At 63.2% G+C, this 19,564-nt stretch carries 21 protein-coding genes; 6 read left to right on the plus strand and 15 right to left on the minus strand.

The features are described from left to right. Nucleotides 1-441: 441 nt before the first annotated feature. The 9 genes from AABA48_RS11915 to murI form a co-directional block, all read right to left on the minus strand. Nucleotides 442-1,815 (minus strand): sigma-54-dependent transcriptional regulator, encoded by a 1,374-nt coding sequence (locus AABA48_RS11915; RefSeq protein WP_010943546.1) that lies wholly within the window; start codon nt 1,813-1,815, stop codon nt 442-444. 110 nt (nt 1,816-1,925) lie between these two features. Then, nucleotides 1,926-3,416, minus strand: coding sequence for an ATP-binding protein (locus AABA48_RS11920; protein WP_045667620.1), 1,491 nt, complete (start codon nt 3,414-3,416; stop codon nt 1,926-1,928). A gap of 92 nt (nt 3,417-3,508) precedes the next feature. Then, a complete protein-coding gene (locus AABA48_RS11925; RefSeq protein WP_286350629.1) occupies nt 3,509-4,042 on the minus strand; it encodes a type II secretion system protein in 534 nt (177 codons plus the stop codon). A 10-nt stretch (nt 4,043-4,052) separates the two neighbouring features. Beyond that, nucleotides 4,053-4,997, minus strand: coding sequence for a transketolase family protein (locus AABA48_RS11930; RefSeq protein ID WP_286350630.1), 945 nt, complete (start codon nt 4,995-4,997; stop codon nt 4,053-4,055). Nucleotides 4,998-5,039: 42 nt separating this feature from the next. Continuing rightward, complete coding sequence (locus AABA48_RS11935) at nt 5,040-5,873, minus strand: transketolase (RefSeq protein ID WP_286350631.1); 834 nt, start codon at nt 5,871-5,873, stop codon at nt 5,040-5,042. Nucleotides 5,874-5,912: 39 nt separating this feature from the next. Next, the gene (locus tag AABA48_RS11940; protein WP_286350632.1) at nt 5,913-6,374 is read right to left on the minus strand and encodes a hypothetical protein; all 462 of its coding nucleotides are present in this window, start codon (nt 6,372-6,374) and stop codon (nt 5,913-5,915) included. Nucleotides 6,375-6,438: 64 nt separating this feature from the next. Further along, nucleotides 6,439-8,853 (minus strand): homocysteine S-methyltransferase family protein, encoded by a 2,415-nt coding sequence (locus AABA48_RS11945; protein ID WP_286350633.1) that lies wholly within the window; start codon nt 8,851-8,853, stop codon nt 6,439-6,441. Between the two features lie 93 nt (nt 8,854-8,946). Then, nucleotides 8,947-9,540 carry a GerMN domain-containing protein gene (locus tag AABA48_RS11950; RefSeq protein WP_010943553.1) on the minus strand — a complete coding sequence of 198 codons (594 nt, stop codon included), beginning with the start codon at nt 9,538-9,540 and terminating at the stop codon, nt 8,947-8,949. After that, a complete protein-coding gene (gene murI, locus AABA48_RS11955) occupies nt 9,537-10,355 on the minus strand; it encodes a glutamate racemase (RefSeq protein ID WP_286350634.1) in 819 nt (272 codons plus the stop codon). Before murI ends, AABA48_RS11950 begins: the two co-directional genes overlap by 4 nt. Nucleotides 10,356-10,571: 216 nt before the next feature. Between murI and AABA48_RS11960 the strand changes: the two genes are divergently transcribed. The 6 genes from AABA48_RS11960 to AABA48_RS11985 all read left to right on the plus strand — a co-directional run bounded on the left by AABA48_RS11960 (nt 10,572) and on the right by AABA48_RS11985 (nt 14,097). Beyond that, complete coding sequence (locus AABA48_RS11960; protein ID WP_286350635.1) at nt 10,572-10,913, plus strand: hypothetical protein; 342 nt, start codon at nt 10,572-10,574, stop codon at nt 10,911-10,913. 7 nt (nt 10,914-10,920) lie between these two features. After that, the gene (locus tag AABA48_RS11965) at nt 10,921-11,895 is read left to right on the plus strand and encodes a 2-hydroxyacyl-CoA dehydratase family protein (protein WP_286350636.1); all 975 of its coding nucleotides are present in this window, start codon (nt 10,921-10,923) and stop codon (nt 11,893-11,895) included. Further along, complete coding sequence (locus tag AABA48_RS11970) at nt 11,892-12,653, plus strand: acyl-CoA dehydratase activase (RefSeq protein WP_286350637.1); 762 nt, start codon at nt 11,892-11,894, stop codon at nt 12,651-12,653. The genes AABA48_RS11965 and AABA48_RS11970 overlap by 4 nt, the downstream gene beginning before the upstream one ends. A 98-nt stretch (nt 12,654-12,751) precedes the next feature. Continuing rightward, nucleotides 12,752-13,036, plus strand: a complete 285-nt coding sequence (locus tag AABA48_RS11975) for a cytochrome C (RefSeq protein ID WP_286350638.1) — start codon at nt 12,752-12,754, stop codon at nt 13,034-13,036. Nucleotides 13,037-13,043: 7 nt separating this feature from the next. Continuing rightward, nucleotides 13,044-13,628: a putative metallopeptidase gene (locus AABA48_RS11980; RefSeq protein WP_286350639.1), complete on the plus strand. Its 585-nt coding sequence runs from the start codon at nt 13,044-13,046 to the stop codon at nt 13,626-13,628. A 73-nt stretch (nt 13,629-13,701) separates the two neighbouring features. Beyond that, nucleotides 13,702-14,097: a bacteriohemerythrin gene (locus tag AABA48_RS11985; RefSeq protein ID WP_039646612.1), complete on the plus strand. Its 396-nt coding sequence runs from the start codon at nt 13,702-13,704 to the stop codon at nt 14,095-14,097. A 78-nt stretch (nt 14,098-14,175) separates the two neighbouring features. Here the strand turns inward: AABA48_RS11985 and extS are convergent, their stop codons facing one another. Genes extS through extM form a run of 6 tightly spaced genes read right to left on the minus strand, consistent with a single transcriptional unit; the run spans nt 14,176 to nt 19,473 of the window. Continuing rightward, a complete protein-coding gene (gene extS, locus AABA48_RS11990) occupies nt 14,176-14,976 on the minus strand; it encodes a selenite/tellurite reduction operon c-type cytochrome lipoprotein ExtS (protein WP_286350640.1) in 801 nt (266 codons plus the stop codon). Continuing rightward, nucleotides 14,952-15,422 carry a selenite/tellurite reduction operon b-type cytochrome membrane protein ExtQ gene (gene extQ, locus AABA48_RS11995; RefSeq protein ID WP_286350641.1) on the minus strand — a complete coding sequence of 157 codons (471 nt, stop codon included), beginning with the start codon at nt 15,420-15,422 and terminating at the stop codon, nt 14,952-14,954. Before extQ ends, extS begins: the two co-directional genes overlap by 25 nt. A 14-nt stretch (nt 15,423-15,436) precedes the next feature. Further along, a complete protein-coding gene (locus AABA48_RS12000) occupies nt 15,437-16,057 on the minus strand; it encodes a cytochrome b N-terminal domain-containing protein (protein WP_286350642.1) in 621 nt (206 codons plus the stop codon). Further along, nucleotides 16,054-16,449 carry a QcrA and Rieske domain-containing protein gene (locus AABA48_RS12005; protein WP_286350643.1) on the minus strand — a complete coding sequence of 132 codons (396 nt, stop codon included), beginning with the start codon at nt 16,447-16,449 and terminating at the stop codon, nt 16,054-16,056. Before AABA48_RS12005 ends, AABA48_RS12000 begins: the two co-directional genes overlap by 4 nt. After that, on the minus strand, nt 16,404-17,669 hold the full coding sequence (gene extO, locus AABA48_RS12010) for a selenite/tellurite reduction operon b-type cytochrome iron-sulfur cluster-binding subunit ExtO (RefSeq protein ID WP_286350644.1): 1,266 nt from the start codon (nt 17,667-17,669) through the stop codon (nt 16,404-16,406). Before extO ends, AABA48_RS12005 begins: the two co-directional genes overlap by 46 nt. Continuing rightward, on the minus strand, nt 17,602-19,473 hold the full coding sequence (extM, locus tag AABA48_RS12015) for a selenite/tellurite reduction operon c-type cytochrome ExtM (protein WP_338270439.1): 1,872 nt from the start codon (nt 19,471-19,473) through the stop codon (nt 17,602-17,604). The genes extO and extM overlap by 68 nt, the downstream gene beginning before the upstream one ends. Between the last annotated feature and the right edge of the window lie 91 nt (nt 19,474-19,564).

The following is a 19,564-nucleotide window of genomic DNA, read 5'->3' on the forward strand; positions in this document are numbered from 1 at the left end:
CGCTCGAAACCAGCGAAATAACAATTAACGCCAGCGAGAAGGCAGTAAACAGCGATCGTCCTGGTGACCTGTGCACCATGGCAATGCCTCCGGAGTTATTGGGAGAACCGTGCGGCTCCCCATTGCACGACAAAATTATAGTTCTCCTACATTAAGGAACAGCAATTATGGTGCCAAAGACACCACAAAACGGCCTATTGACACAGTCGCCGCTCACGCGGAACAACAGCCCGTTGCCACTCCCCTTCTCATACCGCCCGCGGCCTTGACAGGATTGGCGCTAGCGAAAAAAGCCCACTGGCAAACGCCTTCAGACTGACAAATTATCGACACGGAGACACAAGAAGCGGCAGGCAGGCCAATGGAAACGGCCCCCTGCGCATTCCCGAAAGGGGACAGGGGGCCGTTATTTGACGTAGAACCACCGAGTGGTGAGGCGGGTTATTTAAGGAAGCCGAACTTCTTCATCCGGTAACGGAACGCATCGATTCCCAGGTTCAGCTTCTTGGCAGCCTTGGACTGGTTCCACTCACTCATCTCCAGGGACTGGCGGATCAGCTCCTTTTCAACCTCTTCAATATCGACCCCGTCAGGCGGCAGCTTGAAGGTCGCCAACCCCGTGGTCTGGTTCGATGCCTTGGCAACGATCTCCAGGGGCAGGTGCTCCAGCAAAAGCGTATCTTCGTTGCCAAGGATGATGGCCCGCTCGATCACGTTCTTGAGCTCACGGATATTGCCGGGCCAGTGGTATTCCAGGAGCAGCTTCTCGGCCATCTTCGAGATGCCGGTCACGTGCTTGTTGAATTCGCGGTTGAACACCTCGATGAAGTGGTTGACCAGTTGCAGGATGTCTTCCTTGCGCTCCCGGAGCGGGGGCAGGTAAATGGGAATCACCTGGAGCCGGTAGTAGAGATCGTTGCGGAAATTCTTCTCCTCAATGGCCTTCAGCAGGTCGCGGTTGGTGGCGGAGATGATCCGGACATCAACGGCAAAGGCTTTGGTGCCGCCGATCCGGCGGAAGGTCCTTTCCTCCAGGAAGCGCAGGAGCTTCGCCTGCATTCCCATCTCCATGTCGCCGATTTCGTCGAGGAAAACGGTACCCCCGTCGGCCAACTCGAAGAGCCCTTTTTTCATCACCTTGGCGTCAGTAAAGGCGCCTTTCTCATGGCCGAAAAGCTCGCTTTCCAGAAGCGTGGCAGGTACTGCCGCGCAGTTGATGGCCACAAACGGCTTTTCCGCGCGGGCAGACTGGTAATGGATCCACTTGGCCACCAGTTCCTTGCCGGTGCCGGATTCCCCCTGGATCAGGACCGTGGAGGCATCACTCTTGGCAACCTTTTCCATCATTTCCAGGACGTTTTTCATGTGCCGGCTGGCACCGATGATGTCTGGGGGGCCGAACTTGCGCGACTGTTCGCTGCGGAGCCGCTGGACCTCCCGACGCAGATCGGAGGTTTCCAGGGCCTTGCGGATGACGATGGACATTTCGTCCAGGTTGAACGGCTTGTTGATGTAATCGTAGGCGCCGAGCCTCATGGCATGAACCGCTGTTTCCAGGGCGCCGTGAGCGGTCACCATGATGACGAGGATTTCCTCATCGTATTCCTTGATCTTTTCCAGAGCCTCCAGGCCGCTTATTCCCGGCAGCTGGATATCGAGCAGCACCAAGTCGGGCTGCTCCTCGCGGACGATCCGCAGGGCATCCTCGCCGTTACCGGCGGAAACCACGTCATACCCCTGCTTCTTCAGGTTCTGCTCGAGGGACCAACGAATGAGATGTTCGTCATCCACCACCAGTATCTTTGTCTTTCTCACGGCAGCTCCTTTAACGCATTGAATCGTATAATGAACCCACTATAGCATTACCGGCAGCAGATAGGGAAATCCTTTGATGCACGCGGCGCACTTCCCGCGCCGGTCATTCCTCATACGGCACCGTCGGTCTCCAGTTCGGTCATGGGGAGGTCGATGGAAAAAACCGTGCCCTGGTTAAGCACACTCGAGACATGGAGGGTTCCGCCGTGCTGCGTGATGAGCTTCTGGCAAATGGCCAGGCCAAGCCCCGTCCCCTGGGCCTTGGTGGTGAAAAACGGAGTGAAGATTTTGCTGATGATCGGCTCGGGAATTCCCGGCCCCGTATCGGCCACCTCCACGCGGACCCACAGGCCTCCCTCGCGCTCCGCGATGCGGCTGGCAACGGTGAGGGTGCCACCGGTCTCCTGCATGGCCTGGATGGCGTTCAGGATCAGGTTGAGCACCACCTGCTGCACCTGCTTGGGGTCCACCAAAACGAGGGGGAGCGGCTCCTGAAGCTCCAGCCGCTTCTCAATGTTCTTCCCACCTTTGTGCTGAAGGGCAAAGAGCAGGGTCTTTCGCAAGACATCGTTCAGATCGGTGGGCGCGGGTTCCGGATGGGTCGGCTTGCCGAAGAAAAGAAGATCGTTGACCGTCTTGTCCAGACGGTTGACCTGCTCGATCACCTCGCCGATGATTTCCCGGCGGGGATCCTCCTCCTGGAAATCCTGGCGGATGATGGTCATTGCTGCGGATATCCCGGCCAGCGGGTTCTTGATCTCATGGGCGATACCAGCGGCCATTTCTCCCACGGACGCAAGCCGGTCGGCCCGCTCCATCTGCTGGAAGTGATACTGCTCCAGCTCTTGCTTGGCCTTGTCGAGCTTGTCGACCATGGAGTCAAAACTGGTTATGAGCCGGCCGATCTCATCCCGGCCGCCGTTGACCATCCTGACCTTCAGATCGCCCTGCTCCACCCGGGCCATGCTCTCCACGATACGATTGAGCGGCTGCCTCACGAAACGCACCATGACGAGAGAAACAGCAGCCGCGCTAAAAAGGATGATGGCGCCGGTGGAGAAGAGGAAGAGACGGGTCGCCTCGTTGATGCGCCGATTGGTATCCGCCAGGGAGTAGTTGACGTTGAGCACTCCGATGACCCGCCGCTTGCGACCGTGACAGATGTGGCACTGCTCCTCGTTGTAGATCGGCTTGATCATGCCGAAGACTTCACCGTGGCTGCCGCTGGCGAAGATCCCTTCCCGCAGGTTGTTGGCAAAGAGCTGGTAGTCTCCGTCCGGCACCGTTCCGCCCATCTCAGAGGGGAGCGACGACTTGAGGACAACCCCCTGGGGATGGAATATCCGCACCCCCAGGAGCTTAGAGTGGCTCTTGCCGACCATCTCCAGCATGCGCTGGACGTCCTGGGTATCGCCGATGCTCATGGAACGATAGATGCTCCGCTCAATGGTATTGAGGAGCAGGAGTGTATTCTCGCGGGCCGCCGCGATCAGCTGGCGCTTCTCCCGCTTGAAGTTAAGATAGGTAAAGGTACCGATCCCCACGGAAAGCAGGCCGACCAGGATGATTATCACACGTGTTGTGAGGCTTCTGAATACCAACCTGCCCCCATGGGCCGGCTGTTCACGAAGAACAGCCGCCGGGTAATGTAAGTAGCGAGAAAAACATCAGCGTGGCCGGAGCCGAAGCGCGTCTACTGAATCAACTGCTGAGACGATGTGGTTGCCTGCGTCCGCGCCCCCTGATTCTGCTGTCCGGCCGGGGCAACGATGGTGAACACCCACTTCTTGTACTGGTCCTGGTTCTCGAAGGTGGCCAGCTCATCGGGGAAGTTCGTCTTTTTGAGCGGCTCCTGCTCACTGGTGCTCATGACGCCGACGATCCCCTTGCCCGGCTGGACGATGGTCGCGAAATCCTTGCCGGTTATCGGATCCTTGTAGAGCCGTCGCAGATACTTCTGCCGCGCGGCGCTCTGGGGATCCTTGAGGAGATCCTTCAGGTCATTGAGCGGCCTGGGGGCTCCTCCGCCCGATCTGGTCGGAGTGTGCCACTGCTCCAGGGCGATCCGGTACTGGTTCCCCCTGAACAGGAGCTCTTCCTCCCGCTCCCGCTTCATCACCATCTGCCAGCTCTGCCCCATGATCCCCAGCATGATTCCCATGACAATCACGATCATCAGGGCGCCGACAAAGGTGAAGCCGCCGGAGGATGCAAGGATTCTCCTCACCCCTCGTTCCTCAGGGCCGCTTGCGCGTGAGCACCTCGCGCCCCGCCTCGGCCAGATCGGCCGGCATGAGTCCGAAATATTTCAGCAGTTCCTCGGCTTTGCCGGACAGGCCGAAGCGGTCATTAATTCCGACCCGCTTGAGGGGCACCGGAGAGTTCTCTGCAAGGAATTCGGCAACGGCCCCACCGAGCCCGCCCACGATGGAATGCTCTTCGGCGGTAACGATGGCACCGGTTTCTTGAGCGGCGCGCCGCAGGATCTCGCCGTCCAGAGGCTTGATGGTGGCCATATGGATCACCCGCGCCGAGACACCCTCCCGAGACAGGAGTTCCGCGGCGGCCAAAGCCTGAGCGGTCATGAGGCCGGTGGTTACGAAGGTCAGGTCCGTACCGTCCGCAAGCTGGACCCCTTTACCGATCTCGAAGGGAGTATCGGTCGAGGTGACGGTGGGGACCTTGTTGCGGCCCAGGCGTACGTATACCGGGCCGCGATGGGCGGCGGCGGCACGGATCGCCCTGGCCGTTTCCGGGCCATCGGCCGGGACGATAACCGTCATGTTCGGCACCGCCCGCATGATGGCAATATCCTCCACCGACTGGTGGGAGCCACCGTCCTCGCCAACGGTGATGCCGCCGTGGGTGGCCACCACCTTGACGTTGGCCTTGGGATAGGCCAGCGACTGGCGAACCTGCTCCCAGGCCCGTCCCACGGCAAAGATAGCGAACGTTGATACAAAGGGGATTTTACCTGCCGCGGCAAGGCCCGCGGCCGTGCCGACCATATTGGCCTCGGCGATCCCCATATTGAAGAAACGGTCCGGGAATTTCTTGGCAAAGACCGACGTCTTGGTGGAGCCGGACAGGTCGGCGTCGAGGACGACGACACTGCCGTTCTCCTCTCCAAGTTCGGCGAGGGTCTGGCCGTAGGCGTCGCGGGTGGCGATCATGGTGCTCATATGTCAATGTCCTTTCTGATCAGTGGTGTGGCGCGCGGCACGTTACAGGTAGCACTGCTCTCCGAGACACTCCAGCGCCTTGGGAAGCTCCTCGTCACTGGGAGCGACGCCGTGGTAGGACGCCTTGTTCTCGAAGAAGGAAACACCTTTCCCCTTGACGGTGCGGGCAACGATGGCGGTCGGCCGGCCCTTGACCTCCGCGGCCTGGGCCAGCGCGCCGACGATGGCGGCCATGTCGTGACCGTCGATATCGATGACGTTCCAGCCGAAGGCGCGGAACTTGTCGGTGACCGGCTCCACGTTCATGACCTTTTCAACCTCGCCGTCGATCTGGAGGCGGTTCACATCAATGAGGGCACAGAGGTTGTCGAGCTTGAAGTGACCGGCGGCCATGGCCGCTTCCCAGACCTGTCCCTCCTGGAGTTCGCCGTCGCCCAACAGGGCGTAGACCCGGCTCGCACTGCCGTCAAGACGCAGGCCGAGGGCCATGCCGTTGGCCATGGAAAGCCCCTGCCCCAGCGATCCGGTGCAGACCTCGACACCGGGGGTCTGCTTGCTGTCCGGATGTCCCTGCAGGTGGCTGCCGAGACGCCGCAGCATCATCAGATCTTCTTTCGGGAAATACCCCGTCGCGGCAAGGGCCACGTAAAGAGCCGGCGCCGCATGTCCCTTGCAGAGGACGAAGCGGTCCCGTTCGGACCAGGCCGGATTGGCCGGATCGTGCTTCATTTCGTGGAAGTAGAGGGCGGTCACCATATCGATGGCAGACAGGGAACCACCGGTATGCCCCGACTGGGACGAATGGAGTGTCTTGACAATGTCGACCCTGAGCCGCCGGGCCGTCTCTTCGAGTTGCTTGATCTTTTCGCTGTCCACAATGGTCCTTTCCGTGGGTGATGTTGGGTGTATTTCGTCTCAGTCTTTATCGTCTGCCAAGAGAAAATCGAGGATGACCTCATCGAGGCTGGACGGTTTTTCCTGAGGTTTGACGGGAGGTTTCGGTGGTGGGGATGACGGGGCGGCAGCCGGCGGGGCCGGCGCAACCTGCGTGGAGGCGACTGCGGGCGCTTGTTCCGGCGCAGCGGCAGGCTTGGCAGCCGGCGCCGGCTGCCGGGAGGGGAAGGCCCGGTCGTCAAACTCGCCGTTCTTGAGCCGGCGGAGCATGTCCTTGTGTTGTTCCTTCATGAGCTCCTGAACCACCTGATCCAGGTTATCCATCTTGATGATATCGGCGTAGCTCGTCTTGCGGGAACAGATGATGGTCCCCCCCCGATAGAGGAGGGTTATGATGTGGGGATTGGCAATGCCGCTGTCTTCCGTCTGAACATGGAAGATCTCGCCCCGGTACATGACGTTGTGGTTGAATCCGACGTTCATGGCTGTCCATCCATCAAGAGACGCAACAGGTTAAACTAGCACGCAACTCCGCGTAACGCAATGACTAATCCACCCCGAGGAGCGCCTTTATACGCGCCACCGCGTCCATGGCATCCCGGGCATAAAGGTCTGCGCCGATCCGGTCGGCATACTCCTGGGTCACCACCGCTCCCCCCACCATGGTGAAAGTCCGGATGCCGGCAGCCCTGAGGCGGGCGAGCACGTTTTCCATCTCGGTCATGGTTGTGGTCATGAGGGCCGAGAGCCCCACCGCATCGGCCCCGTTGCGCTCGGCTTCCGCCACGATCCGGTCCGCCGGCACGTTCTTGCCCAGATCGATGACCCGGAACCCGTGGTTTTCCAGCAGAGTGCAGACGATGTTCTTGCCGATATCGTGGATATCCCCTTCCACCGTGGCCATGAGGATGGTCCCCTTCGATTCCGCCTCTCCTGTCATCTCCTGCTTGAGCCGCGCGAACGCGGCCTGCATGGCCTCGGCCGACTGCATGACCTGGGGGAGGAACACCTGGTTTTTCTCGAAGCGGCGCCCCACCTCCTCCAGTCCCGGCAGGAGTCCCTCGTTGCTCACCTGGAGCGGCTCAAGCCCATGGGAAAGGGCTTCCTCCACCAGGGAGACGATTCCCTCTCCGTCGCCGGTTATTACGGCCCGCGCGAGCCGCTGCCGGATATCGGGAAGCTCGCCCGTCGCTGCCGGCTCGGCCGCGGGAGGAGCAACGCCGGCATAGGCGGCGATGTAGGCGGCGGCGTTCGGATCCCGGTTCAGAAGCACCATTGACGAATGCCAGGCAGCCATCATCTCCTCTTCCTTCGGGTTCACGATGGCGGCATCGAGCCCGGCAGCCAGGGCCATGGCGAAGAATGCCGAAGAGATGAGCGGCCGGCGGGGAAGGCCGAAGGAGATGTTGCTGACCCCGAGGACCGTGGGGCAGCCGAGCCGCTCCTTGACGAGCCGCACCGCTCTCAAGGTTTCCATGGCCCGCTTCTGCTCGGCGCTCACGGTAAGGGTGAGGCAATCGATCACCACGTCCGGCCGCCGGATACCCGCCTTGCCGGCCGCCTTGACGATCCGCTCCGCCACGGCCAGACGCCCCTCGGCGGTCTCTGGGATCCCCGTCTCGTCCAGTGCAAGTCCGATCACGGCCGCCCCGTACTTCCGTGCCAGGGGCAGAACGCGCTCCATGCTCTTTGCTTCGCCGTTCACGGAATTAAGGAGCACCTTGCCGTCGGCGGCCTTAAGCCCCCGCTCCAGGGCGGCGGGATCGGACGAATCAAGGACCAGCGGCGCGCCAACTGCAGTGGCAACGGTAACGACGGCCCGTTCCATGGCGGCCGGTTCGTCGATTCCCGGCGTACCCACGTTAACGTCCAGAAGGACGGCGCCGCGGGCGGTCTGCTCCAGGGCCTCCCGCCGGATGTAGGAGACCTTTCCATCCTGCAGTTCCTGGGCAAATCCCTTCTTGCCCGTGGGGTTGATCCGTTCGCCGATGATGGCGGCAGGAAGCCCTGCGCCAATGGCCACCACGGTGGTGCGACTGGAGAGGAAGGTAACTCCCTCGGCCGGGCCACAGGCGCGCAGGGACTGATCCCGCAGGGCCAGGGCCTCCCTGATGGCGCGGATGTGGGCGGGCGTGGTGCCGCAGCAGCCGCCGATGACCCGGACGTTCAGATCCAGCAACCGGTCATGGAACGCCGTCATGTCGTCGGGAGTGCCGGGGAAGACGGTGGCGCCGTCCACAAGCGTCGGCAGCCCCGCGTTGGCCTGGGAAATGAGAGGAAGCCGCGTAACCCGTCGCATGGCCGCCATGACATCGCAGATGCCGTCGGGACCCAGGCCGCAGTTGGAGCCGACGATGTCGGCACCGGCCGCCTCCAGGGTCACCGCGGCGGCCTCGGGCGAGGTGCCGAGGACGGTCCGCCCCTCGTTGTCAAAGGTAAGCTGGGCAATGACGGGGATTTCCGGCGAAATCTCGCGAATGGCGATGACCGCAGCACGGATTTCCTTGATGTCGAGAAAGGTCTCCAGGGTGATCAGGTCCGCCCCGGCGTTGATGAGCGCCTGTGCCTGCTCGCGGAAGATGGCGGCCATCTCGTCGAACGACACATCTCCCACCGGCTCCACGAACTGCCCCGTGGGGCCGATTGATGCGGCCACGTAGGCCCGGTCGCCGCAGACCTCCCGCGCGATGGCCACGGCCCGGGCATTGATCTCGGCGACCCGGTCCTGAAGGCCATAGTGCTCCAGCTTGGCACGGCTGCCGCCAAATGTATTTGTAACGATGATATCGGCGCCGGCATCCAGGTATTCCCGGTGGACGCCGGCAACCACCTCGGGCAGGGTCAGGTTGAGTTCCTCGGGGGACTGGCCGGGTCTGAGCCCCCGTTCCTGGAGCATGGTCCCCATGGCGCCGTCAAGGACGAGGACCCGCTCGGCAATAGCCTGAAGAAAGGGTTGTTTCATGGTTCACCAACCTTTGGCAATAGTTACGGATCGATTCGATCGGCCGCCCGGGGCAGCCCCAGTGCCCGGCGACCGGACGTTGCCCTCACCCGCTCACTGGGGCTGACGGGGCTCCGGCTCGGCGGGACGCTCTTTGGAGTAATCGGGCTCTATCGGCTGGCGCAGGTCCAGGTGTCCCGTGAGTGATTCGGCCTCGGCGCCGTCCAGAAGGAACCTGACCTGTTTGAGCTGGGGGAAATTGAAGCAGACGGTATTCACCACCGAATAGACCGCTGTCATCTCGGAGGAACTGCCGCCGGGGAGACCATCGGCCAACTCACGCCCGAAGTCGATCACCGCCGTATGTCCCTCGATTCGCACGTGACGCACGGTTGTCGTGGGGGGAACCGTGGGCTGAAGCGCTCCCAACGGACCATTGATCAACTCGTCCAGGACCGCATCGACACAATCGGCAAGCTGATCACAGGCGGGGACTTCGCGCCCTTCCCGGGCAAGCCCGTCCCCCTCAGGGGCGGCAAAGAACAGGGTCACCCTGAAACTTCCGGTAGCCCCAGGCACGGGCTGAACCGTGGGAAGCTCGTGACGCTGACGATATTTGTCGAACATGAGAAGACCGATGACCAGCGCCGCTGCGGTAAAGGCGGCCAGCAGGACAAGGCTCCGGCGACGGGGGGTGGAACGCTTCATGGCCGCTCCTTTTCCGCATCGAGACTCACCTGGTAGACATCACCGAGCCTGCCGCCGATGAAGCGGTTGCCGACCCGGATGAAGCCGGCAGGCACATCGGTGACGAAGAAGTGGTGATTGCCCTGCTCACCGTCCGGCCGGAGCAGATCGCGTCCTCTCAGGATGTCGGCCACGGTGCGCGCCGTCTCTTCGGCCGAGTCCACGAGCCTGACATCTTCACCAACGGTTTCGCCGATGACCCTCTTGAGGAGGGGGTAGTGGGTACAGCCGAGCACGATGGTGTCGACCCCCTGCTCCCGCAGGCCGGCCAGGTAGGTGCGGGCCGTCAGGCGTGCCACCTCGTTGTCGGTCCACCCCTCTTCGGCCAGGGGAACGAAGAGCGGACAGGCACGGGTGATCACCTCCACCTCGGGATTGAGTCGCTTGATGGCCTTGGCATAGGCGCTGCTCCGGATGGTCCCCTCGGTGCCGATGACCCCGACCTTGCCGGTGCGCGTGGTGGCCACGGCCCGGCGGGCGCCCGGCTCGATGACGCCGACTACCGGGATGGGGAGCCGCTCGGTGAGGGCGTCGAGGGAGGCGGCCGAAGCGGTGTTGCAGGCCACCACCAGGAGCTTGATGTCGCGCTTCACCAGGAACGATGCGATTTCGAGGCTGTAGCGGGTGACGGTTTCAGGGGATTTGGTCCCGTAGGGAACCCGGGCGGTATCGCCCAAATAGATGGTATCCTCCTGGGGGAGGACCTTGATGATCTCCTTGAGGACGGTCAGTCCTCCGACCCCCGAGTCGAAAATACCTATGGCTTTCCAGGGCACGATTCTTCTCCGCACGCGGACGCTCGCCGACATCGCCGGCCCGTGGGCAACGGGCATCCCTGCCAGGAAAACGGTCGGCGCTTTCAGTTGTTGCGTCGCTTAAAAATGTATATACTAGGGAAGCCATATTACCTTGTCAAGCCATTTGCCCGGACCCCCAATGGTGTAACCCCGCTTCATTTCAAGGTGAAAGTCCGATAGCCGCCTGGAGCCCCCATGGAAAAACAGGAACTGCTCGATAAGACCCGCGAGACCCTCAGCCCCTTCGAGACGGAAAACATCATCGCGTACATAAAGAGCCTGACGCTCAAGAACGCCATGGAAAATCCGTGGATCATCAGCATCCTGGCCATCGTCATCTTTTACGGGGTGTTCAAGAGGTCGAAATTTGTCCTGTCGACGGTTTTCGCCATCATTTCCATTACGCTTCTCATCCGGCTCACCCTGCCGACGGGAGAGGGGAACGAGCTGACTCTCGGCTCCACCCTCCCCTTTGCCTTCGGCGGCCTCGTGATTGGCGCATTTCTCATCTATTTCATCTTCATCAAGTCGGAGTAACATCCCAGTGCACCGTGTCGGATTCACAACCACCATCCCGCTGGAGATTGTCCTCGCGGCGGGCATGACTCCCGTTGACCTGAACAACGTCTTCATCACCAGCCCCCACGCCACCCGGATGATCGAGGAGGCCGAGGTGGACGGATTCCCCCGCAGCATCTGCGGCTGGATCAAGGGGATCTATGCGGCGGTGATCGAGTGCGGCATCCACGAGCTGATCGCCGTGACCGAGGGAGACTGCAGCAACACCAGGGCGCTCATGGAAGTGCTGTCGCTGAAAGGGGTGGAAACGATCCCCTTTGCCTATCCCCACGACCGGGACCCGGCAGGGCTGCGCTTCGAGATCGAGAAACTCATGCGCCGGTTCGGGGTCGGCTGGGACGCAGTGAAGCTCTCGCGGGAGCGACTGGGGCGAATCCGGCGCAAAGTCAAGGAGATTGATCGCCTCACCTGGGAGGAAAACCGGGTAAGCGGCCAGGAAAACCACTACTTCCAGGTCTGCACGAGCGACATGAACAGCGACCCGGACCGGTTCGAGGCGGAAGTCGACGCCTTCCTGGAAGAGGCGCGGCAGCGGGAGCCCTTCCGGCAGCGGCTGCGGCTCGCCTACATCGGCGTCCCCCCCATCATGACCGACCTCTACTCTTTTGTGGAGACACTTGACGCCCGGGTGGTCTTCAATGAGACCCAGCGCCAGTTCGCCATGCCCTTCGACACGCCGGACCTGATTGAGCAATACCGGGCCTATACCTATCCCTACGACATCTTCCACCGCCTCTCGGACATCCTGATGGAGCTGGAGCGGCGCAAGGTCGACGCGGTTATCCACTACGTCCAGTCCTTCTGTTTCCGGCAGATCGAAGATATGATCGTTCGCCAGAAGCTCCCCCTGCCGGTGCTGACCCTGGAGGGCGACAAACCCGGCCCCCTGGATGCACGAACCAGAATCCGGATCGAAGGGTTCCTGGAGATGCTGGCATGAACCTGGGGATCGATCTCGGCAGCAGAAAGGCGAAATTCGCCCTGGTCCAGGAGGGGCACGTGATTCGCCTGGCGGACCACGACACGGTCCCCTTTTACAAGCGCTACGGCCGGCTCGAAGGGGAAGAGCTGGTCCTGGACCTGGCCGCCAGCGGTCTGTTCTCGGCCGAAGAACTGGAGGGGGCGACGGTGGTGGTCACGGGGTACGGCCGCAATACCCTGTCGCTACGGGGCGCGCGCGTGGTGTCAGAAATACGGGCCCACGTGGCAGGTGCCCTTGCCCAGACCGGACTCGTCGACTTCACCCTTCTGGACATGGGAGGGCAGGACACCAAGGTGGCCCTCGTAAAGGGCGGCAAGCTCGCCGACTTCGTGATGAACGACAAGTGCGCCGCCTCCAGCGGTCGCTATCTGGAGAATATGGCGGCAATACTGGAGGTGTCCCTCGCCGAGCTCTCGTCCCACTGGCACGATCCGGTACCCCTCGATGCCACCTGCGGCATCTTCGGCGAATCGGAGCTCATCGGCCAGATCCTGCGAGGATATCCCGTGGAGCGGCTCTGCGCCGGAGTCAACCAGACCCTGGTAAAGCGGGTGCTCCCCATGCTCAGGCGCTTCCCGTCCGAGACGGTGGTGCTCACCGGTGGGGTAGCCCACAATCGGGCACTGGTCCGCCTCCTCGAGGTTGCCACCGGGCTTGCCCCGGTCGTGCCGGAGCACCCGCAGCACAACGGCGCCATCGGCTGCGCCAGCATGTAGGGAGCGCGGTTGCGCCGCAAGCGGGTTACCGCGGAAGGCCGCTTGCGCTCCATCCCATCAATGCGTAACAACTATCCCAGAAGACCGGAGGTTTTCCTGTGAAACTCGCAAAAAAGGACTGGTTTTTCATTGTTCTCATCGTGGTTGTGGTCGGAGTATTCTGGGCCATCTCCGGTGAAGTGAGGACAAAGAAGGTTCCCCTCGACGCCAATCACAAGCCGTTCTACGACGCATTCGCCCAGGGTGCGGGCAAACTGGACCTGGACCGCCAGTGCGTGGAATGCCACCACGAAAAGCCCGGCGGCATCCCGTTCCCCAAGAACCACCCTGTGAAACCGGCCGACGGCCCCATGCGCTGCCTCTTCTGCCATAAGTTCAAGTAGCGGCACCATGGGGGTGTTGAACGTCACCCGGGAACTGGAGCGGCTCATCGCCCATGTGACGGACCACGTTCCCGAGCTGGCGCATATCGATCCGACCCGACTCCTGGTCTGCGTTTCCTCTACCCGAGGGACCGGCGTGCGCGGCACTTACGCGCGCATCCACCCCCTCCGCTTTCCCGGCGGAGCCCGGTCGGTGGAGCGGCGCCGGGGGCGCCACACCTGGGTCAGCACCATGCCGACGGTCGTTCACCGCCAGGTGGAGATTCTGTACATCATCTACTTCCTGGTTCCCCGCTTCCTGGATCTTTCCCGCCGCGAGAAGCTCATCACGGTCTTTCACGAGCTGTATCACATCTCCCCCGCCTTTGACGGCGACATCCGCCGCTTTCCGGGCCGGAACTATGCCCACGGCAGTTCGACCCGCCGCTACAACACCCGCATGGGAGAGCTGGTGGATCTCTATCTGGCCGACCATGGCAGTCCTGAACTGCTGGCCTTTCTGGAGGGAGACATGGCGGAGCTGCGTTCCCGGCACCGGACCCTGGTGGGGCGACGGTTCCCGGTGCCGCGCATCACAAGCGAGCGGGTCTGAAAAATGATGCTAAAGAGTCTTTGCGCGCTGCCGATATACTACAAGTAACAACGTCCAAAACGAGGGTATCGCCATGACAATAGGCTGGAGAGATGATCTGCTGACGGGCGTCGCCGAGGTCGACGACCAGCACAAGGAACTGTTCCGGAGGTTCGGCGAGCTGTTGACCGCCTGCAACCAGGGCAAAGGGGGCGAGGAGGTCCTGCGGCTCATCAGCTTCCTGGACGACTACGTGGTGAAGCACTTTACCGCGGAAGAGAGGATCATGCGCCAGCACGGCTACCCCGACTACCTGGAGCACAAGCAACAGCACCAGGGCTTTGTCCGCAGGCTGGGAGAGCTCAAGCACCAGTTCCGGGACGAAGGAGCGGGCCTCTCACTGGTGATTACCACCAACCATATGATGATCGAGTGGCTGTCGCGGCATATCGAGAAGATGGACAAGGAGATCGCGAAGTACGTCAAATAGATCTGCAGGCAGCCGCTCCGCAACGACGGGCCGCCGTGCACCTGTGCATGGCGGCCCGTATGCGTTCAGCCGCAAGTTTCAGTTTTTGAGATCGACGCGAAGGAACGGAACCAGCTTCGCCTTCTCTTCCTTGGTGAGGGGTACCGGTGACATGAGGGCGGCGGGACGGACGCTGCGGGGATTGTCGAGCCAGCGGCCGAAGCGCTCGGGGGTCCAGGGCTCGCCCTGCTTGAACGGAGTGGGGTAAAACGGGGTGAGGAGCCCGGAAAGGTTAGGCGCGACGGTGCCGGCACCCAGCCCTCCCTCGCCGGCGGTAAGGAGCCGGTGGCAGCCACCGCATTTGGTGACGAACAGGTTGTCTTCCTTCGCGCGGACGGCCTCGAAGTGGACGACAAGAGGGACGACAGCGGTCCCTTGCGCGGGAGCGGCCCCGGCAAAGGCCATGATGGCATTCACCACATCGGCGGTCCGACGATCGTCGAACCGGAAATCGGGCATGAAAAGAACCGGCTGCCGGATTGCCTCGAAGAGTCTCACCGGGTCGTCGCCGGCCAGACGGTCCAAGTCGGCGGCCAGGCGCGTCCCCTTTTCTCCGAGGCGATGGCAGCGGCGGCAGCCGAACCGCTCTGCCACGCGCTTCCCCTCCTCCACCCGGACGCTGCCGGGGATGGTGAAGTGAGACAGTTCCGCCGGCACGAGCCGATAGTGGGCGATGGCCAGACGCGTGCTCCTGTCGTTACCCCGATGACAGGAGACGCAGGCGCCCTTTTCCGCATGGTGGGGACGGTGGCAGGAGCGACAGCCCTCGCCCGGCGGCGGTCCGACGCAGGCGGAAAGAAGAGCGGCGATCAGGATCAGAAGGGCCAGACGAGCGACCAATTCTCCCCCCGGAAGACCATGGCGAGCACAGTCAGGGCTACAATGACGGCAAAGGCTCCCAGCACGAGCCACGAGGAGGCGCGGTTACCCTCACCGAACCAGACGGCCCGCTCGGGCCGGTGCCTGCCAAGCCACGGCATGAGCAGGAACCAGAGAGAGAGGGCCACAATGCCCCAGGCGAAGCCGTTGCCGTAGCTCACGACTTCCTGGGTCCAGAGGAGGAACCAGGCCGACTTGGCCGGATTCGGCGGGGCGGCCGGGTTGGCAGGGGCCAGGAGCGGCGCAGGGATAACCAGGGCGAGGAGCGCCAGCAGGAGCAGGCCGGCGGCAAAGGCCCGTTTGACCGGACGGAAAAAGTGGGGAGAGCTCCGGACGTACTCCCCTCCTCCCCGGGGACCGCGACGCAGGTCCCGCTCCGGTTCACCGACATGCACAGGTTCTCTCACGGCATCCGCTCCTCTCACAGATAGGGAAGCAGCCCCTTGGTCTTGCGTACCCGGTAGAAATGGAGAAACGACAGCCCCAGGATGCCCAGGGGAACGATGACCACGTGCAGGGCGTAGAAGCGCAGGAGCGACAGGGACTCTCCCACCCCGTCGGGGACAAGGATGGCCCGGAGCCAGCCGCCGCCCGGAAAGGTGGCCAGCAACTCCATGCCGGTACGGGTGGCCCAGAAAGCCAGTTGGTCCATGGGGAGCAGATAGCCGGTGTATGCCTCGAACACCGACAGTCCCAGGAGACCCACCCCCACCACCCAGGTCAGTTCGCGGGGCGGCCGGAAGGCACCGGTGAGCACGACCCGCAGGATGTGGAGGAACATCAGACAGAGGAACCCGTGGGAGGCAAGCCGGTGAAGCGCCCGCAGGTACTTTCCCCCCACAACCGTCGACTCCAGGAACAGAATCGAATCAAATGCCCGGTCCGGGGTCGGCTGGTAGTAGAACAGCAGCAGTACCCCGGACACGGTCAGGGCGAAGAATGCCGTAAAGGCGAGTCCGCCCAGACAGAATGTGTAGCTGAACCGCAGGTTCTCCCGCAGGACCACCCGGGGGAAGAGATGTTTGGCGAACTCCCTGATCATCCGATGACAATCTCCACCCGCTCGCCCCGGTCCTCCACCCGATGGCGGGCCAGGGGACGGTCGGCGGGACCTTTGACAACGTTTCCCTTCAGGTCGAAGCGGCTGCCGTGACAGGGACAGACGATCTCAGACGGTGTGACGGTTACCGTGCAGCCCAGGTGAGTACAGGTGAGGTCAAGGGCATAGAGCGTATCCCCATCCCGCACGACCGCCAGGTGCCGTTCCTTGAACACAAGGGCGCCCCGGGGGGGGATCGATGCCTTGGCAACGGTGAACCGCTCCCCCCCACTCCGCGCCGCGGGGACGAGAAAGCGCCACGCCGCAGCCAGCGAGGTCGTGAATGCGACTAGCGCCGCGATGAACCGCCGGCGTCCCCGGTCAAATCCCGCCATCGTTCCAGATACCCTTTCGTGTATTCGGGGGTCCGCACCCCCATGCGCCGCACCCGCTCCGGCTCCATGAACGCACCGTTGGCCATCCGCTGGCCGGTGCGGTCCCAGAAGGAGTCGAGGGAAAGGCCGTCGGCCCGGGTCCGGTAGATCCGCTCGTGGGGCGGTTCCAGCAGAAAGCGCCGCGGGTTGTCGTGACAACCGTCGCACATGACCGTTTCGCGCCGGATGGTGTGAGGGGCGAAGGTCTTCCAGCGGGCAGCCAGAAGCCGGTTCTCCTGCCCCACCACCCGCTCATTGCGGAAATCCGAATGGTAAAGGATGAACTGGGGCCGGGCCGGGCTCACCCGCCCCGCTTCGTTGAGCGCGAGGGGGGGGGCGTCCTGCCGCTTGAGATAGGTGCTCTTCACCCAGTCGTCCTGGCGGCTGACCACCTGGAAGCGGGACTGGAGCCGGGGGCTGTTGGTGAAGCGCAGCCAGAAGGTACCGTACTCCTGGGGTGCCCATGCGGCATGGCAGGCAGCGCATTCGAGCCGGTCCCGGTGGGCGGTGATGCGGTGTTCGACCACACGCGGGTCCGGTGTGTGACAGTCGGTGCACCCCTTTGCGGACCGTTTGCCAGCGGCCAGGCTTGCCATGGAGTGGCAGTCGGCGCACCTCATCCCTGCCTCGGCATGGACGTCGGGCAGCATGGGGAGGAAGGTCTCGCCATTGGCCAGCTCGCCCCGCTGGTAGCGCAGGGCATCCTCCCGGGGCGCCCGGCCGTGGTAGTCGGTGCCCACGAAGTAGCCCCGGTGGCAGGAGAGACACTGGGCATCCCGTGGTCGGGCCAGGGCATGGCCGCCGCCGGGATGGCAGTCGAGGCATCCCGTCACATGGCAGCCACCGCACTGGTTGCGGAAGAATGCCCCGTCGGCGCGCCCCAGGGTATCGGCCACGAAGCGCCGTTCCGCGCTCCGGGTGGTCATGGGGTGGTCAAAGAGACGGTCGTATCCACGGTGGCAGGCCACGCACCGGGCGGCGCGGTCGGCCACGAGGGCCGGGTTGCGCACCGTGGCCCGGTCGTCGCCGTGGCAGGGGGAACAGCCGATGCCTGCGTGGGGGCCGGTAAGGACATCCCGATGGCAGGCCCGGCAGTTTTCGCCCGCGGCGGCGTCAGCGGGCCACGACGCGACCGGCGCTGCCAGCAAGCAGGCGGCGATGCAGAGCATCATCCAGCGCACGATAATCGAGCTCCTTGCGGTAGATGGGATCGTCGGCCCGGGTGTGGCAGACGATACAGAGGTTTGCCCGCCAGACCCGTTTAGCCTCCGTGTCGTTCAGGGGGCGGGAGTTCTCGCGGGTGATGGCGGAGAAGGCGCGTACCAGGCCACCCTCCATGGTCTGGAAGCCGTCCAGGGGCTTCTCTTCGTTCTTGGTGCAGCGTAATGTCCCGTCGATCCGCCCTTTTCCCGTCACATGCTGGCCAAAGCCCAGGAAGGCGGGGTTGGCGTGGCATTCGCCGCAGCCGATGGCCCGTTCTCCGGTGTTGTGGGAGTAGAACGGCGCGAACCGGAGCTGCTTTTTCCCCTTGAAGGTAGAGACGTAGCCCTCCCGGGACAGGGTGCCGTCCGGCTCCACCACGGTGACGAACGTCTGGCAGCCGGGGGTGACCGGCGCAATGCCCCCACGCTGGTTCAGGGCCAGGGGGAAGGGATAGAGGGTCCGGTAATCCTCGGTTTCGGTGAAGAGCCCGGGGGTGTCCATTCCCTTGATGAAGTCGGTGCCGGTGCGTCCCTTGTCGTATTTCGTATGACAGCCGTAGCACTGGGGAACCGCCCGGGAATGGCAGGCGGTGCATTCGAGTCGGCCGTGGCCGGCCACCGTATGGGCAGGCGTGCCGGTAATGACCTTGCTGGTGAATACCCTGCCGCTCCGCTTGCCGAGCACCGCCACCCTGTCGTCCTTGACGAAGACGTTGGAGTAGGGGCGGCCCTTGGCGGTGACGATCATCCGCATGCCCGGCCGCATCTGCATGGGGTAGCGGGCCGACTCCCGCACCGGCTCCTCGTTCTCCCGCGCGATCTCCCGCCAGCGGGGGGGCGAAGTTGCACTGCCGTGGCAATCCTCGCAGCGGATCTCCACCTGGTGGTAGAGGTTCTCGTAGGCATAGCCGTCACCCATGATGTCGCGGGAGGTGTGACAGTCGATGCATTCCATCCCCCGGGCGTGGTGGATGTCGGGAGGGATGCTCGTCACGTTCCGGTTACCGCTGGTGAGCTGGGGGCCCGGAAAGCCTCCCCTTGTCGGCACGAGACCGTTGTTGCCGTCGTTCAACCCGAGGTAGGAGAGGGCGATACGGCCGCTGCGGTTATGGCAGCGGAAGCAGACGTCGTTGCCGGGGAGCCCTTCCATCCGGTGGCTGGACGCGGCGGGCCCACGCAGTCGCATGGTCAGGTCACTACCCTCATAGGCGGAATCGGCATTGCGGGGAAAGTGGCAGGCCGCACAGCCGGAGCCGTGTCCCACGCCCCAGGCATAGCGGTTTTCGATCCCCACGTGGCAGAGGGAGCAGAACTTGCGGTAGAGCTCCCCCGAGAGGTTGTTCAGTTCGGCCACGCCGTTGACCCTGACCCGCTTCCCCTCTGCGTCGTAGAGGTCGTCCTGCCGTGCTCCGTAGCGCCGGCCGTCCGCACCTTCCCAGGTAAGCTGGATATTTTTGATGATCCCCGTGTTGGTATACATGAGCCCCGAGCGGACCCGGCCCAGCTGGTAGGGATGGCATGCGCCGCAACTCTTCTCCCACACGGCAGGATCCGAGGGGTTCCGCGGGGCGAACATGGTCCGGTGCGCGTCCTCTTTGCTCCGGGCCCGGCCGTCGCCGCCGTGGCAGGCAACACAGGAGGGGTGGGCCGGTGAGGCGTGCTCGATGTTCCCGTGGCAGGAAAGACATGAGGCATTCTCTCCCCCGTTGCTGCCGCACCCGGCAGCGAGCAGGAACATAACGGCGACCGCCAGCATGGCAACGGTGTGTAAAATCCTGTTCATGGCATGGTTCGCTCGATCACGCACGGGGGTAATGGTAGCACAGATGGAGGGTAAAGGTCCCGGCAAAAAAGGGCCGGCAGCGGTACGGCTG

It is taken from the genome of Geobacter sp. 60473 (assembly GCF_036323535.1).
Lineage (GTDB): Bacteria > Desulfobacterota > Desulfuromonadia > Geobacterales > Geobacteraceae > Geobacter > Geobacter sulfurreducens.

Excerpts from the sequence above, each read along its gene's own strand:
- AABA48_RS11930 (WP_286350630.1), bottom strand. The coding sequence starts at position 4,997 with ATGAGCACCATGATCGCCACCCGCGACGCCTACGGCCAGACCCTCGCC.
- AABA48_RS11940 (WP_286350632.1), bottom strand. The coding sequence starts at position 6,374 with ATGAACGTCGGATTCAACCACAACGTCATGTACCGGGGCGAGATCTTC.
- AABA48_RS11945 (WP_286350633.1), bottom strand. The coding sequence starts at position 8,853 with ATGAAACAACCCTTTCTTCAGGCTATTGCCGAGCGGGTCCTCGTCCTT.
- AABA48_RS11950 (WP_010943553.1), bottom strand. The coding sequence starts at position 9,540 with ATGAAGCGTTCCACCCCCCGTCGCCGGAGCCTTGTCCTGCTGGCCGCC.
- AABA48_RS11960 (WP_286350635.1), top strand. The coding sequence starts at position 10,572 with ATGGAAAAACAGGAACTGCTCGATAAGACCCGCGAGACCCTCAGCCCC.
- AABA48_RS11970 (WP_286350637.1), top strand. The coding sequence starts at position 11,892 with ATGAACCTGGGGATCGATCTCGGCAGCAGAAAGGCGAAATTCGCCCTG.
- AABA48_RS11980 (WP_286350639.1), top strand. The coding sequence starts at position 13,044 with ATGGGGGTGTTGAACGTCACCCGGGAACTGGAGCGGCTCATCGCCCAT.
- AABA48_RS11985 (WP_039646612.1), top strand. The coding sequence starts at position 13,702 with ATGACAATAGGCTGGAGAGATGATCTGCTGACGGGCGTCGCCGAGGTC.
- AABA48_RS12000 (WP_286350642.1), bottom strand. The coding sequence starts at position 16,057 with ATGATCAGGGAGTTCGCCAAACATCTCTTCCCCCGGGTGGTCCTGCGG.
- AABA48_RS12005 (WP_286350643.1), bottom strand. The coding sequence starts at position 16,449 with ATGGCGGGATTTGACCGGGGACGCCGGCGGTTCATCGCGGCGCTAGTC.
- extM (WP_338270439.1), bottom strand. The coding sequence starts at position 19,473 with ATGAACAGGATTTTACACACCGTTGCCATGCTGGCGGTCGCCGTTATG.